General features: G+C 67.5%; 13 protein-coding genes and 1 pseudogene. 7 read left to right on the top strand and 7 right to left on the bottom strand.

Annotated features, from left to right (window positions below; translation table 11 throughout):
- Nucleotides 1-33: 33 nt before the first annotated feature.
- A complete protein-coding gene (locus tag ACIQWX_RS17900; RefSeq protein ID WP_400871686.1) occupies nucleotides 34-366 on the bottom strand; it encodes a helix-turn-helix domain-containing protein in 333 nt (110 codons plus the stop codon).
- A gap of 311 nt (nucleotides 367-677) precedes the next feature.
- Here ACIQWX_RS17900 and ACIQWX_RS17895 point away from each other — a divergent pair.
- The 5 genes and pseudogenes from ACIQWX_RS17895 to ACIQWX_RS17875 form a co-directional block, all read left to right on the top strand.
- Nucleotides 678-929, top strand: a pseudogene (locus ACIQWX_RS17895) (histone-like nucleoid-structuring protein Lsr2); the annotation flags it as partial.
- Nucleotides 930-1,191: 262 nt separating this feature from the next.
- Nucleotides 1,192-2,166 carry a hypothetical protein gene (locus tag ACIQWX_RS17890; RefSeq protein ID WP_400875919.1) on the top strand — a complete coding sequence of 325 codons (975 nt, stop codon included), beginning with the start codon at nucleotides 1,192-1,194 and terminating at the stop codon, nucleotides 2,164-2,166.
- A gap of 212 nt (nucleotides 2,167-2,378) precedes the next feature.
- Nucleotides 2,379-3,134 carry a hypothetical protein gene (locus tag ACIQWX_RS17885; RefSeq protein ID WP_400871683.1) on the top strand — a complete coding sequence of 252 codons (756 nt, stop codon included), beginning with the start codon at nucleotides 2,379-2,381 and terminating at the stop codon, nucleotides 3,132-3,134.
- Nucleotides 3,135-3,726: 592 nt separating this feature from the next.
- Entirely contained in the window at nucleotides 3,727-3,996 is a 270-nt protein-coding gene (locus ACIQWX_RS17880; RefSeq protein ID WP_400871680.1) for a hypothetical protein, read from the top strand.
- 2 nt (nucleotides 3,997-3,998) lie between these two features.
- On the top strand, nucleotides 3,999-4,832 hold the full coding sequence (locus ACIQWX_RS17875; RefSeq protein WP_400875797.1) for a Shedu immune nuclease family protein: 834 nt from the start codon (nucleotides 3,999-4,001) through the stop codon (nucleotides 4,830-4,832).
- A 324-nt stretch (nucleotides 4,833-5,156) separates the two neighbouring features.
- On the opposite strand, the gene ACIQWX_RS17870 is transcribed toward ACIQWX_RS17875, so the two are convergent.
- The 3 genes from ACIQWX_RS17870 to ACIQWX_RS17860 form a co-directional block, all read right to left on the bottom strand.
- The gene (locus tag ACIQWX_RS17870; RefSeq protein WP_400871677.1) at nucleotides 5,157-5,918 is read right to left on the bottom strand and encodes a hypothetical protein; all 762 of its coding nucleotides are present in this window, start codon (nucleotides 5,916-5,918) and stop codon (nucleotides 5,157-5,159) included.
- A 234-nt stretch (nucleotides 5,919-6,152) separates the two neighbouring features.
- Entirely contained in the window at nucleotides 6,153-6,869 is a 717-nt protein-coding gene (locus tag ACIQWX_RS17865; protein WP_400871675.1) for a PucR family transcriptional regulator, read from the bottom strand.
- Nucleotides 6,863-7,567: a PucR family transcriptional regulator ligand-binding domain-containing protein gene (locus tag ACIQWX_RS17860; RefSeq protein WP_400871672.1), complete on the bottom strand. Its 705-nt coding sequence runs from the start codon at nucleotides 7,565-7,567 to the stop codon at nucleotides 6,863-6,865. The genes ACIQWX_RS17865 and ACIQWX_RS17860 overlap by 7 nt, the downstream gene beginning before the upstream one ends.
- A 671-nt stretch (nucleotides 7,568-8,238) precedes the next feature.
- On the opposite strand from ACIQWX_RS17860, the gene ACIQWX_RS17855 reads away from it, so the two are divergent.
- Nucleotides 8,239-11,052 (top strand): AbfB domain-containing protein, encoded by a 2,814-nt coding sequence (locus tag ACIQWX_RS17855; RefSeq protein ID WP_400871669.1) that lies wholly within the window; start codon nucleotides 8,239-8,241, stop codon nucleotides 11,050-11,052.
- Between the two features lie 42 nt (nucleotides 11,053-11,094).
- On the opposite strand, the gene ACIQWX_RS17850 is transcribed toward ACIQWX_RS17855, so the two are convergent.
- The 3 genes from ACIQWX_RS17850 to ACIQWX_RS17840 form a co-directional block, all read right to left on the bottom strand.
- On the bottom strand, nucleotides 11,095-11,223 hold the full coding sequence (locus ACIQWX_RS17850) for a hypothetical protein (RefSeq protein WP_279627527.1): 129 nt from the start codon (nucleotides 11,221-11,223) through the stop codon (nucleotides 11,095-11,097).
- Between the two features lie 1,298 nt (nucleotides 11,224-12,521).
- On the bottom strand, nucleotides 12,522-12,701 hold the full coding sequence (locus ACIQWX_RS17845; RefSeq protein WP_400871666.1) for a hypothetical protein: 180 nt from the start codon (nucleotides 12,699-12,701) through the stop codon (nucleotides 12,522-12,524).
- 61 nt (nucleotides 12,702-12,762) lie between these two features.
- Nucleotides 12,763-13,929 carry a hypothetical protein gene (locus ACIQWX_RS17840; protein ID WP_400871663.1) on the bottom strand — a complete coding sequence of 389 codons (1,167 nt, stop codon included), beginning with the start codon at nucleotides 13,927-13,929 and terminating at the stop codon, nucleotides 12,763-12,765.
- Nucleotides 13,930-13,985: 56 nt separating this feature from the next.
- Between ACIQWX_RS17840 and ACIQWX_RS17835 the strand changes: the two genes are divergently transcribed.
- Nucleotides 13,986-14,546 (top strand): helix-turn-helix domain-containing protein, encoded by a 561-nt coding sequence (locus tag ACIQWX_RS17835; RefSeq protein ID WP_400871660.1) that lies wholly within the window; start codon nucleotides 13,986-13,988, stop codon nucleotides 14,544-14,546.
- Nucleotides 14,547-14,668 lie beyond the last annotated feature (122 nt).

The raw sequence follows: 14,668 nt of genomic DNA, 5'->3' as shown, positions 1-14,668 counted from the left end.
CTTCACTCCTCTTCTTTTCTTGCTCCGCCCGCCTCACGCGGCACGGAAGTCCTGGGCAACGTCGGAAACGGACACCCGCCGCCGCGGCAGCTTCACCGGCGTCGCGCTGAGCCGCACGATCTCCGCGACATCGGCCCGAGTGAACCGGTAGTGCTTGCCGAACCGGTGATGCGGCACGGCCCCAGCGGCGGCCTGGTCCTTCAACGTCCTCGGCGACAGCTGCAGCAGTTCCCCCACCTGCTCGGCGGTAAGCAGCGCGTCTGGGTCAGCCGCCGGTTCCGGTGCGGTCGCCCGCACCGCCTCGGCGAGTTCGCGGATCGCCGCCGCAACGCCGTCAATGCGCTCCAGATCCATCTCGGTTCCCATTACGCTTCTCCTGTTCCTCTACGACACTGTTACAACTCGGATTCAAGGGAAGTGTTCGCCGCCGCACACAACCATCCATATCCATACGGGCGCAAGCAGTCAACAGTCTCTCGAAACAGACACAAAGAGCCTCGTCGACAGATACACCCACCGATTGAATGTAATCACACGACGCTACTATTCGACGGACCCAGAAAGTGAACCCATCACTCGAAGAAGGGCATTGACATGGCCAAGCGAATCTCTATCGAGATATCCGACGACACAGACGGCGGCCGCGCCGACCAGACGGTCCCGTTCGGACTCGACGCGTGTCCTACCAGATCGACCCGTCCAGCACGAACGCCGGAGCCCTGCGCGCAGCGATGGAACCCTACGTGACAGCCGCTCGACGGACCGGCGGCCGCCGCATCAAGGTCGCTGTCGGCCAGTCGACTGAGAACACGAACGAAGAGCCGGAGGCAAGTACCGACTACGCGGCGGCCCACGATATCCGCGCATGGGCTCGACAAAACGGATACGAGGTAGCCGATCAAGGTCGCATCTCCAAGTCGGTCGTCGATGCATTCCACTCATCTCGTCAGCAGAGCGCCTCGAAGTCCACCCAAGTACCTCGAATCGCAACGAAGCCAAGCAACGAATTCGGCGAAGCAAATGAGACTCGCCCGGGACGAGTACGACCTTTCATGTTGCGCCTCGGACACGCTGACGCCTCTAACTCCGCCAGTCGGCTCGGTTGGAGACAAACGACTACACGTGCGTCCGGCTCCCATGTCGACCGCGCGCCTCCGGTCGCTTCGATGTCACCCTGCTTATGCTCAGCACATGCCGAAGCGGTCTACTCCCTTCCAGGCGATGGTGCACCTGGCTCGACAGCAGCTCGCGACGCAGGGAGTGACGGTCACGGAGTCCAAGTTCCTCGTCGACAAGGTGCTGGGCATCGAGCGCGAAGTCGACGTCGTCATCGAAGGCGAGCTCGACGGGGAACCCATCGTCATCTGCATCGAAGTGATCGAGCGCAGCCGACCCGCCGACGTGACCTGGGTTCAAGGCATGCTGCAAAAGCACCTCAACCTGCCGACCAACCGGCTACTGCTCGTCTCGAAGGCAGGCTTCAGCCGGTCGGCCATTACCGCCGTCGACCGCGCAGGCGACCGTGTCCAAGCATTGACGCCCAAGCTGGTCGAGGCTGACGGCGAGGCCGCGATCACGAACTTCTACATGGACTACGCGACGTACGGTGCCAGGGGCTGCCGTGTCCAGGTGTTCGAGGGTGGCGGCTTGATCACCGTCGAAGGACAGACCGACATCGACATCTACTCCGCCGATCGCGAACTCCTCGGTTCCCTGGGAGTTCTGGCTCACGAACTGATCCATCTCCAGCCGGTGGCTGATCATCTCAATAAGTCCGCCCACAACCATCCAGAGCGCGAAGACCTCACAGGCTTCTCGCTCGGCATCGCGCTGGAGGCGCTCGGCTACCAGCTCAGGAACACCGAATCGGGCGCCTTCCACCTGCTCAAGGCCATCGAGGTCTGGGGTTCCTTCGCCTGGAAGCAGACAGAGATAGCGCTCGCGCTCACAGACCTGGGAGGACGCGTCTTCGGTGCCGCAGAAGCACCGTTCGCCGATCGACCGGCGGTCTGGGTCGGCACGACCGACGTGCTTGATCGCACAACGACACTCTCGTGGCGAACTACCGACACGGTCGGGCCTCCCCAACGACCCGCCCCATTCCAACCGACGTACTTCACCGAGCTCACCGGACTCGTTGAGACGCTGGCTCTTCCGGAGGAATAGCACGGTCGCCGACCGCCTTGAAGCGAGGGCGCAGCGCTCGCCCAAATCAGCCCCGAAACACCTGATCTTGCTAGCCGGCACTGGTTGACATGTTCGCAACGACTCATCTCTTCGATGAAGGCCGTAAGAGTGGCGTAGCCGGACGGCTCGACCAGATCGTCGCGGGACGAGGTCATGCCCACGACGGTAGCCCGGGTGTCTAAGGTGCATACGTGAGCACGTCTCAAGAACCCGTGGTGCGTCAGTCCGAGCTCCCGATGTACTTGATCGAGAACCTCCGCGACGAGGCCGGTGCCGGCTCCCGGAACACGATCGGAGGCCATCCGGTCCTCCCCGCCGGCGAGAGCTGGCCTCTCTGCTACTGCGGCGAGCGGATGGTCTTGTTCTTCCAGCTCGACATCCCCGCGGACATCCCCGCCTTCGGTGGCGACCACCTGCTGGTCTTCCAGTGCCCCACGCACAACGACGCGGCCTGCCTCAAGGAGATGCAGGAGCAGCTGCCGGAGCGGTACTGGGAGGCGCCGCAGATCTGGCAGCACCCGGGTGCGTTCTGGCGGATCCTCCTGCACCGCGACGAAACCGGCCCGGCCGACGACGTCGAGCCGCACCTGCGTCCGTACCAGCTCGCATTGCTTCCGGACGCCGAGACTCTGACGATCTGGCGCCCGGCTGAAGTGTCCGACGATGCATTCGGCGAACACGGCATCGGCCGCCAGGAGTTCAAAGTCGGCGGGGCCCCGAGCTGGGCGCAAGACCCCGAGTCGTACCAGTGCGCTTGCGGCGCCCGACTGACGTTCTTGTGTCAGATTCCCGAGAACTTCGGCTTCGAGAAGCGTCCCGATCAGCCCGAACAACCGGACACGTTCAACTCCGACCAGTACGGGCTGTTCCTCGGCAACGAGGTCTACGTCCTCGCCTGCCCGGCACGTTGCCATCCGGCCGCGGCCTGGCCGGTCAACCAGAACTGACGCCCGGCAGCGTCAGTTCGCGGTCAGCAACGCCACGGCTTCGCGAAGTCTGGCCGGGCGCACTGCTCGTCCCTTCACCTGTGGCCAGTCAGGGCCGACCAAGACGACGCGGGACTTCGGATCCGGGGCGGCGCGCCGCCGATGACGTCGTCGTACGCCGGTTGCACGCCGGCCCAGCCGGGACCGCCGTCGAGTACATACCGACGCAACCGACACCGAGCCGATCGGCCAGCGGGTGCAGGGTGCTGGACACGTCGTTGACGATCGACGCACCCAACTGCACGGCTGCCTCGGGACCTCGGCATGCCGGGTGTCGACCGACACCCGCCCTCGACGAGCCAGCGCGGAGATGATCGGGCCGCCCCGGTACGTCGCGGATGATGGTGGTCGCGAGCCAACAGGCATCCTCATTCGGGCGCCGCACCTCAGGCAACTCGGTCGGCTCGACCGATGACCACGTCCAGATCGACACAGGCCAGACCGCTACGGGTCAGGGCACGACCGCATCGAGGTTGCAAGTTCGTCACGGCGCGAAACGGTAAACATTTGGTAAGCGACTTCCCGATCACCGTGTGCAAGGGAGGAACGGGTGATGAAACCAGGCTTCGTCGAAGTCAGCAGCACCAGCAGCACCACCGCCAACGTCACGCAGGTGGTTCTGCGTGAGGGCTCACGCAAACGTCTGGTCTTCTCACCCGAGCTCGTCGAAAATACCGGCGAACCCGCTGCTTCGGTACGCGGCGAGCTGGCCTACTTCTCGAAGAACGCAGCAGACGAATGGGAGCGGGATCAACCTTTTCACTCAACAAGCTGCCCGCAGGTGAGAGCATTCGTCTCAAGCTCAGCAGTGGCGAGTTGCTGAAGATGTTCAACTGCGTCGCGGCCTTGTACGAACTCATGGCCGACAGCGGCATCGAGTACGGAACGAAACGGCTTCTGCCCGTCGACGCCGGAACCGACCTGGCGGAGATCCTCGACTCGATCGCCGCGATCGGGGAGACCGCCCCGGTGAAACGCGTTCTCGGCTGGATGTCGAGCCGAGGCGCAGCGCAGCTGGCCGACGCGCTGCAAGAAGTTTCGCCAGAAGCCAGCACCCGGATCGCGATCGCGACCGGGCTCGCGAAGCTGCGCGGCTTCATCACCGAAGCCGAAGCCGAGCTGGAGAGCTCGGATGAGAAGCACTGGCAAGGCATCCTCGAGCGAAACTCATGGGCGATCGGTCAGATCTTCTCGCACCCCTTGGTCGTGGTGAAGCGTGAGGCCTACCTCGAGGGAAAGTCCGTGCACAACACCGGCGGCAATACAGCAGACTTCCTACTGCGCAACCAGATGACCGGAAACGCGCTGATCGTCGAGCTGAAGACTCCAGCGACACCACTGACCGCTCCGGGGCTATACCGAAACAACGCCCATCCACCAAGCAAAGAGCTCGCCGGCGCCGTCCAGCAGGTTCTGCAAGACCACCATACGTTGCGTCACCACTACTCTTCACTGACGGGCGAAGGTACTCCAGAATTCCGGGTTTTCAAACCGAAGCTGCTGTTGCTGGTCGGCAACCTGGGCCGCGAGAGCGACAGCGCCCGAGTCCGCAGCTTCGAGCTCTTCCGAGGAAGCATGCCGGAGATCGAGATCGTTACGTTCGACGAGCTCGTACAAAAAGCGAAGCTCCTGCTCGATCTCTTCGAAGATGCGGTCTGAGCTCGATACACGGTTTCACCTGACGCGAACGCGTTCTTCCCGAACTCTGCTCGGAAGCGACCGTCGCGCTCGCCCCGCGCATCCGAACGGCAACGCAACTCTGGAGCTAGCGGAGCGCACGAACGCCAGTGTTCGGCACCCAGCAGGAGCCGTCGGCCTGGCCGTCATCACACCAGAGCCGACCCGGTCACCAGCGATAGGGCGAGGATAGCCCTCCACAGCCGTGTCTATCAGGAGGGGCCGCCAACAGCCCAGCATGACTTCCCCACTCTTGTCCCGAGTCACGAAATCGAACCGGACAGTCCACGAGGATTGATCAGCACGTCAAGGGGTATTGAGGTCAGCCGGGTCCGCTCCATGGTGAGCGAAAAACCGGTCGCATGCCTCTTTCAACGCCGTAAACTCCGTGTCCCGCCTGTTGAGCTGGTCGAGCAGAGCTGCCATCTGTGTCCTATCCAACTGGCGATCCTCAGCTTTATCCCGAGCGGCGTCGGTCGCCTCGACGACACCCTTCGCGAAGGAGTTGAAGACGTCAATGGCCGCGAGAACCTCGCGCTCCGGTGGTTTGTCCACCCGGATCGCGTTGACCGCCTCGTCCCACTGCCGCTCGGCATGTGAATGGACGAGCGGCGGTAGGTCAATTGCGTAGGGGCTGATGTCCCGGTCCTGGCGCTCGGCCACTTCAATCACGTTGTCCGCGATTTCGTCGCGCAGCGCCTCTGCAGCGAGGAGCGCGTTGTGCACCATCGCGACGTACTTGTCGGCCTGCGCCTGCTGGCGACGGAGTTGCTCAGCCTCAAGCTCGTCTCGGGCGAGCTTGAGCTGCTGCTCGGTGATTTGATTTTGGCGCAACGCCTCGGCAGCTTGACGCTCGGCGGCCGCAGCCGCCTGTTTGGACACGGCGAGCGCCTCCTCGGCGACATCGGCACTCCGCCGGGCCGACAGCGATTGCTCCCACGCCGAGCCGGCCTGCTGGCGGGCCAGCACGGCTTGCCAAACTGCGATGCCCATCGTGATCAACGAAATCACTGCCGCGACGATCGCGACGATCGCCGCCGTCCATGCCGCTGAATCGCCAGCGTCCAACTCCGCTTCCCCGTTCTCCGTCTTGGTCAGTCGCGAGCCTGGAGCTTGCGAGTCGCCTACGACTGGATCGGTTAGCGTCCTACCAGACTGGCAGGCTCTCTGCGCGCGCCACGCCGACCGGATCATCTGGCGAATCCAGACTGCGGGATGACGAGCGACGACTCGCGCCGCGGCCGTCACCAGCGTCCGCGGCCAGCCCATCTCCCCGACCGCGTTGAACTTGGCGGCCGGGGATCAAGGGTTCAGTTGTTCCAGCGCCAGCATCGCCAGGTAGGCGGACAGCCGGTTGTCCGGCCCGTCGAGTCCGCGCTGGAGCACCTCCGACAACCATCGCACGCGCGCGTACGCGGACGGGCGGCTGGTGCCGATCCGGCGGGCGAACTCGGTCATCGCGCCGTCCGCTTCGACGTACGCGCGCAGCGTTTCCAAGGCCCGGACTCGCTTCTCCTCGTCCAGGCGCAGCACTGGTCCGAGCTGATCGTCCACATAGGCCAGTAGGTGCCGGTCTTCGCGCAGCCGCCAGAGCAGCCCGCGCGCTCCCAGGTCACGCGGGCGCCACACGCGTCTCGCGTCTGGGTCGGACATGCCGGCGGCGACGTCGGCGGTGTGCAGGACGGCCGACAGTACCTCGGCCAAGTCGTCGAACGAGGACACCGGATCCGTCGTGGCCACCACGGCGGTGCGATCGGTGCCGAGCGCTTGCAGAACCGCAGCTTCGCCATCACCGGAAACGAGCGCACCGACCCGGCCCTCCCGCAGCCGCCCGACCAGCGCTGGGCGGCCCAAGCGCAGGGTCAGGGCTTGCACCGCTTCGGAGGTCGCCTCCTCGCTCGCGGAGGTCGCGACCACGAAGGCGGCGAAGGGCCCGTTGCCGGTCAGGCCGAGGGCGCGCGCTCGTGTCCGTAGCGAGGTCTTCCGCGACGCCGAGCCGGTGAGAATTTCGGTCAGCAAGCCACTGTGGGCCTGCAGCGCGATGTCGGGGCCGCTCCGGCCGAGCAGGCCAGTACCGTGATCGCGTCGGCCGCCTGGACCAGCACCAGGCCGATCTCTTCGGCGTTCTGCCCTCGCCGGGGCGTGACGAGCCGGCCCCAGCGTTCGGCGCGTGGACCGACCGCCGCGCCGAACCAGCCTTCCGGGCCGGTCGGTGTGTTCGGTTTGACTACCGCGGCCTGGCGCGAACGGGTCACCCAATCGCGCAAGAGCGGCTCCGGTGTCTCTCCCGCGAACGCGAGCGCCCGGTGCCCGAGGTCTTCGAGCACCACCGGCAGGCCCAGCAAACTCGCGGCTTCCCGCAGGACGGTGTCCACCTCGGCCGCGTCGACCATCAACGCCCGGAACGTCTCCGTTACCTGCTGGGTGAAGCGCATCCGCGCGGATTGCTCGTCGAGGATGCGGGCGTGCACGACCTCGGTCACGTGCACGAACCGCACCGAGCTGCGCAGCTCGACCAGCGGGAACCGCAACGCCCGCGCTGCCTGCACGAGCGACGAAGGCAGCTCGGCGAAGTGCTGGCCGAGCTCGATCACCAGCCCGACCGCGCCCGCGTCGCGCAACGACGTCAGGTATTCGCGGTGCTCCGTTGCGGGGTCGGCCGCCGCCGCGCCGATGGACAGCACCAACTCGCCACCGCTGAGCGTGCCGGCCGGCACGGGCCGCGCTGATGGTCTTCCTCTCCGACGTGAAACGGTGGAACACTGCACAGCTGGAGGAAATTCACACCACGATCCGTCGCCGGCTCAATGTACTGATCCACTCCGGGGACGACTCGCAAGACCGTCCCGGCCGACGGCTGGTCCGGTCCCGCGTCCGACACCGCGACGTCCGCGCACCGGACGTTGATGGCCCGCATCGACAAGCTCGTCAAGGTTGAGCCCTAACGGCGTTGCGGCGACGACTACGTCGGCGCGACCAGGCCGGCCGCATCCAGTTGACCGCTGACGTCGGCACCGCGCACCTGCACGCCTACCGCGCGACCGACGACATCGACACGGCGTCGGCCGGCGCTACCCCGGTGCAGAAGGCCGCGCCCGGACCCGCGCGGACACCGGCTGGCCGTCGAGAACATCACCCGCGCGTATCGACGTCCTGCCCGCGAGGGGACTCAACCGCCGGCGGGCTTCGTGCGTGAAGGGAGCAGTCAGGCCGTCACGTGTTGATTGTCTGGTGAATTCTGATCCGTTCCGTTTGTCCGTGTTCCGTGTTACGTTCGGTTGGCGGGCCCGCGGTAGTGCTCCGGGCTCGGCGTGCCCGCCCGCCCGGAGTGCTTCGCCGTCCCCGCCAGGCCGGTGCGCGGTTCCGTGCGCGTCCGAAGGGGAGTCCGATGCGCCGTCTCTTCGTCCTAGTTTTCGCACTGTTGTGCACGATCGTTCCCGTGGTGCCGGCGGCCGACGCCGCCGTTGCCCCCAAGCCACCGCCGTTGTCCACGCCGTGGACCTCGCAGGTCAGCACCACGAACCCGCTGCCCGAGTACCCGCGGCCGCAGATGACGCGGCCCGACTGGCAGTCGCTCAACGGTGAGTGGGAGTTCCTCAACCCCGCTACCGGCGCGAACGGCAGCGTCGACCGCTACGCCGCGCCGCCGTTCGGGCAGACCTTGCCCGAGCGCATCCTGGTGCCCTACCCGGTCGAGTCGGCGTTGTCGGGCATCATGCGCAACGACAACCGCGACCTGATGTTCTACCGCCGCACCTTCACCGTGCCGGCGGCCTGGGCCGGGCGGCACGTGCAGCTGCACTTCGGCGCCGTCGACTACGAAGCCACCGTGTGGGTCAACGGCGTCCAGGTCGCTTCGCACAAGGGCGGCTACGACCGGTTCGAAGCCGACATCACCGCCCGGCTGAACGGCGGCGCGAACGAGATTGTCGTGCGCGTCTACGACCCGACCAACGCCCGCGACGAGAAGCAGCCGGTCGGCAAGCAGACCACCACCCCGTCGGACATCTTCTACACACCGACTTCGGGCATCTGGCAGACCGTCTGGCTCGAGCCGACCGCGCCGACGTCGATCTTCTCCGTCGACATCCGCCCGAACCTGGCCGACAACACCGCACGCGTGCGGGTGTTCGGCCGCGGAGACGTCAGCGGCTACTCCGTGCTCGCCGAGGCGGTGACCGGCGGCGCCGTCGCCGGCAGCGCGACCGGCGGCTTCACCGAGTTCTCGGTGCCGGTGCCGAACGCGCGGCGGTGGTCACCCGACGACCCGTTCCTCTACGACCTGCGCGTGTCACTGCGCGACGCCGCGGGCACGACGGTCGACCAGGTCGTCAGCTACTTCGGCATGCGCGAGGTCGGCACGAAGAACGTCAACGGCGTGCTGCGCCCGACGCTCAACGGCGAGTTCGTGTTCCAGGTCGGCGCGCTGGACCAGGGCTTCTGGCCCGACGGCCTGTACACCGCGCCGACCGACGCCGCACTGGCATCGGACCTGCAGAAGCACAAGGACCTGGGCTTCAACATGGTCCGCAAGCACATCAAGGTCGAGCCGGCCCGCTGGTACTACTGGGCCGACAAGCTGGGACTGCTGGTGTGGCAGGACATCCCGTCGACCACGAACGCGAACGCCGACCGCACGCCAGCGCAGATCGCCGAGTTCGAGACCGAAGCACGCGAGATCGTCGACGAGCACCGCTTCTCCCCCGCCGTCATCACCTACGTGCCGTTCAACGAAGGCTGGGGCGAGTGGAACCTCGCCGAGACCAGGCGTGTCACCACGAACATCAAGAACCAGGACCCGACGCGGCTGGTCGACGCGCACAGCGGGTTCAACTGCTGCGCGTCGAAGGGCGATCCGGGCACCGGGGACATCATCGACTGGCACGTGTACACCGGGCCCGACGCGCCCCGGCCGGCCGGGGCGCGGGTGTCGGTGCTGGGCGAGTTCGGCGGGCTCGGCCTGCGCAACCCGGGGCACGAGTACAGCCCCACCGGGAAGTTCTTCGCCTACGAGCAGATGGCGAGCGCGGCGCAGCTGAACGACCGCTACACCGGCATGGTCCGGGACGCGCGTCAGCTGATGACCACCAAGGGCCTCTCGGCGTTCGTCTACACCGAGATCACCGACGTCGAAGGCGAGTACAACGGGCTGCTCACCTACGACCGGCGGGTGCAGAAGGTCGACACCGCGCTGGTCCGCGCGGCACACACCGACCTGATCAACACATCGAAAAACCTGAACGCCGCGGTGCCGCTGACACTCGGGCACATCCGGTCGTTCCGGGTGACCACACCCGGGTACACCGACCGGTACCTGCGGCACGCGGACTCGTTCGCCCGCACCGACGTGCTGACCACGGGCAGCGCCGACGGACCCCGGCAGGACGGCTCATTCCGGACCGTCGCGGGCCTCGCGAACCCGCGGTGCTTCTCGTTCGAATCGGCCAACTTTCCCGGGAAGTTCCTACGGCACGCCGACAACCGCGTCCGGATCGACAGCGACACCGGCGGCACGTTCACCGCGGACGCCACCTGGTGCGACCGGCCAGGTCTCGCCGCCGGTGGGACTTCGTTCGAGTCGCTGAACCTGCCGGGCCGGTACCTTCGGCACTACGACGAAACCGTGTACCTGGCCGTGAGCGGCGGCCCGAACCCGTGGGACACCGCGACGAGCTTCGCCGCCGACGCGACCTGGGACGTCTCGGCGCCGGCGCTGTGGCGCAGTTCGGTGCCCCTGGCGGTGAACGCCCGGCAGTCGTTGCGGGTGACGACGTGGGGCTACACCGACCGCTACCTGCGGCACGCGGGCGGCCTCGCCTACACCGAGGTGGTCACCAGCGGCAGCAGCGCGTTGCTCAAGCAGGACGCGACGTACACGGTGCGGCGCGGGCTCGGCGAGTCGTCGTGCTACTCGTTCGAGTCGGTGAACTACCCCGGGCAGTTCCTGCGACACCAAGACGGGCGCGTCCGCAACTCCGTCAACGACGGATCGGCCCTGATGCACGCGGACGCGACGTTCTGCACGCGGCCAGGGCTGAGCGGAACCGGCGTGACGTTCGAGTCGCTCAACATCCCGGGCGCGTTCCTGCGCCACTTCGATTCCGCCGTCTACATCGCTTCCGGTGGTGGAACGGGTTCCGACCGTCCCCAGACGGTCACGGCGGACAGCAGCTGGATCGTCGCGCCCCCCTGGGCCCCGTAAGCAGAGCCGGTCCGGTGTGGACACTCCCACACCGGACCGGGCTCAGAGCCGCTCGGGCACTGCTTCGACCTCGGGCTCCGCGGGCGGCGCCCCGCGGCGCAGGTCCGCTTCGGTCCGCACCTGGATGCGGTTCGGGTTCGCGACGAGCCGGGGCGTGGGGTTCTCGTTCACGTCGGTCCTTTCGACTGCTTCCAGTCTCGCGAATACCCCGGCCCCGGCGCTTTGAACAGTGGCCAAGAGCACTCACGGCGGACGCCTCAGCCGGACTCCGATGATCACGCTGGACCACGCCACCGGATCGGCCGTATGCACCAGGAGCCCGACCGGACGGGGTCCTGAGGTCGCAACTCGAAGAAGTCGGCCGTGCTCACCGGACGGACGCCAGCGCCACCAGCGCCGACATCAGCGACCTGCCGTCGTCGTCGGGCTCACGGTCGCGATCCGCTCCGTGTTCGATCCGACGAGCTGGTGGACCCCTTTCACGCCAGCAGCCCTGCCTGTCGGCAGGCGGCTGCTGAGCGCGACCAGCGCCGAGGACTTCGACGACTCACTCGCCGAGCTGGTCGCCGCGTGGACCACAGCAAGCTACGGAGCCGCAAGGCTCCCGCCAGTGCGGGAAGCTCGGCCAGCACGCTGACCGTCGCAGCCTCGCACGCCAGGGCCGCGGAACGTTCGCCGAGCGAGGCCAGGCACAGCGCCGCCGAGAAGATCGCCGGCGCGGCCGGACCAGCTTAAGGGCATCCCGCTCCCGTTCTCGTCGACCGGTGGCAGGCAGTCCGGCCGGGGCCGAGCACGCCCCCCGCAGCGAGCCCACGGCCGCAGCTGCCAGCAGAACTGCTGAGACCAGACCCGCTCACGCATATCGGGTGATCGTGACACCGCTCTCCGCAAGCCAAAACCCGATCGGGTCGCAGCCCCCGCTCGTCAGCAGGGACCGATCGAGGATGCCGCCGCCTGCGCGGCATTCGACGCGATCGATCCGCTCCGGGACGCCGGGCCGGCGCCGCGCTCGGCGAGTGCGCGCTGGACGACATCGACGAGCCCAAGCCGAGCCTGTCGTCCGTAACACCCGCTGGGCCAACACCGCGGCTTGATACGGTCGCGACGCCCTCGAATCCGAGAGCCGCCTCCGCCAGGCTTGATCTGGCGATCATCCGGCGACGGCAACCTGAAGCAACGGCACTGAGCCAGGCCCTCAGGAGAGGAACAGAAGCCTGTGACCTGCCGCTGCAAATAATTCGCCTGGTCAAGTCATGTGTCACACTTCCCTGACACGGAAGGGGTCACTGGTTCAATCCCAGTATCGCGCACCACCTGAAACTACAGGTCAGAAGCCCTGTCCCTCCCCGGAGGGGCAGGGCTTCAGTCGTCAGATGGCGATGAAATGGCGATGGGCCCCCGACCGGGTCCAGCCCCCGCCGGGACCGCAGATGCGGGAACCAGGACACCAGCTTCGCCCGCTCCCTGCCCTAGCCGCGCGCGGCGCGCGACCTCCGGGATCCGGATAGGTGGACGCTTGCTGACTTCCGAGTGATGATCGTCATCTTCCACCCTCCTTTGTAGACCTCCCCGCCGACCTCCTTCAGCGGCGTGCGGATCTCGATGCCGCGCTTCTCGGAGTCGTACTCGTGCCGCTGCTGTTCCGTCATCCGTCCGCGCTGACCGGCGGCGCGAACCAGCCATCTGCTCGCGCACGACGGCGCGCCGCGATCAGCCGATGCGCGCCACCCAATCGGCGACATCGGAGACCACCGCGGCGTCCACATGACCGGGCCGGGCGTAGTCCGCGGGGGTCGAGGGGCCGTCGCCGGGCATGAAGAGGTGGTCGAGTCGCTCGTAGACCTCGATCGTCACGTTGGTGCGCCCGGCCAGCCCGGCACGCCATTGGGTGAGGTCGTCGGCGACCGTCACCTGGTAGTCGCGGCCGCCTTGTCCGAGGAAGACCGGCACCGGCAGGGCCGCGGTGACCGCGACGGGGTCGTAGTCCCGCAGATCGAGCCAATAGGACGCGGGCCAGCCGAAGGGCAGCTCCGCCACCGCGGTCTCCGGCGTCAGCCGGTCGCTGTCGACCAGCGCCGCCTGCCGTTCGAACGCCTCCACTGTGGACGGTTCGAGCCCCAGGTGGCGGGCGACGCGGACGGCGGCGTGGTGCATCGGCTGGGCGTCGCCGGCCAGGATCACCAGTCCGGCCACCGCCGGGTCCGCCTCGGCGACGCGCGGCGCGACCTTGCCGCCCATGCTGTGCCCGACGACGAAAGGCCGCTCGACACCCGGTTCCCGCCGCAGGACCTCGAGCGCCGCCAAGGCGGGCGGTACGTACTCGTCGGTCATCGTCGCGGCCGAGGCGGGTTTGTCGAAGCGCACGACCGTCACCCCGCGGGTCGCCAGGCCCCAGGCGAGGTCTTTGAGCGGCTTGTTCGGACCAGCGCTCTCGTCGCGGTCGAACGGCCCGCCGCCGGCGAGCAGCACCACGCCCGCTCCCCCGGCCTCGACCGGGGACGTGACGGTGGCACCCACGCTCCCGAGCGTGGTCTCCCGTTCGGCGAACGACTGCGGGTCCACATAGGACGGTTCTGTCCACTGTGGATCGGACGCGGGTGCGAACCGGAGGCCGTGCAGGACACCCTGGTCGTCGACGGACATCACGACGGTGAAGCCACCGACCGGGACGTGCACGCGCGTCAGCCCGGCCTGTCCCGGCTCGGTCACGGCGGGACCGGTGACGGTGACCGGCGCCGCGGCCACGGTGGTCCACGCGCTCCGCAACGCGTCCGGCGGGACCGCGGCGCGCAGCTCGGGCGCGAACCGGTTCGCCACCTCGTCGAAGCGGCCGTCGACCAGCAGCTCCACGATCGTCGCCGCGTGTTCTCGGCTCATCGGGCCTACCTTTCTCATGTTTTGCGAACGATAGCAGATCATGAGAACGTTGAGCGGTGGACACTTTGCGGCTTCTCGCGCACCCCGTCCGGGTGCGGATCGTGAACGCGCTTCGCGGCGACCGGATCCTGACGACGGCCGAGCTGGCGGCGCGGCTGCCGGACGTGTCGAAGGCGACCGTCTACCGGCACGTCGACCTCCTCGCCAAGGCCGAGGTGCTCGAAGTCGCCGAGGAGCAGCGAGTCCGCGGTGCCGTCGAACGCCACTACCGCCTGCGGCAGGACCGCGCGGCGATCGCCCTCGAAGCGGCCCGGAGGATGACGACCGAGGACCACCGCCGCGCGTTCGCGAGCGCCGTCGCCGCACTGGTCGCCGAGTTCGACGCCTACCTCGGCCGCGACGCCTCGGACCCGGTGGCCGACCTCGTCGGCTACCGGCAGCACGCGGTGTGGCTCGACCCCGCCGAGCTGGAAGCGATGATCGGCGAACTGCGGGCGGCGATCGCGCCTCGGCTGGCGAACGATTCGCGTCCTGGCCGGACGCGGTACCTGCTCAGCCCGGTCCTGTTCCCGAGCGAACCACCCACCGAGGAAGGCCCCGGCCAGCCTGGCCGGTGACGGTCGACCTGCCCACCACCTGACCCGCGGGGCGTGGCGTGCTTCACACGATCGGGTCGTGACGATCTTCCGAGCCGGGTGTCTGTCCTGTGTGGAGGAAACAATCGAAGCCGGTTCCTCTG

Source organism: Amycolatopsis sp. NPDC098790 (assembly GCF_044759945.1).
GTDB lineage: Bacteria > Actinomycetota > Actinomycetes > Mycobacteriales > Pseudonocardiaceae > Amycolatopsis.
This window is presented reverse-complemented; position numbering and strand designations above follow the sequence as displayed.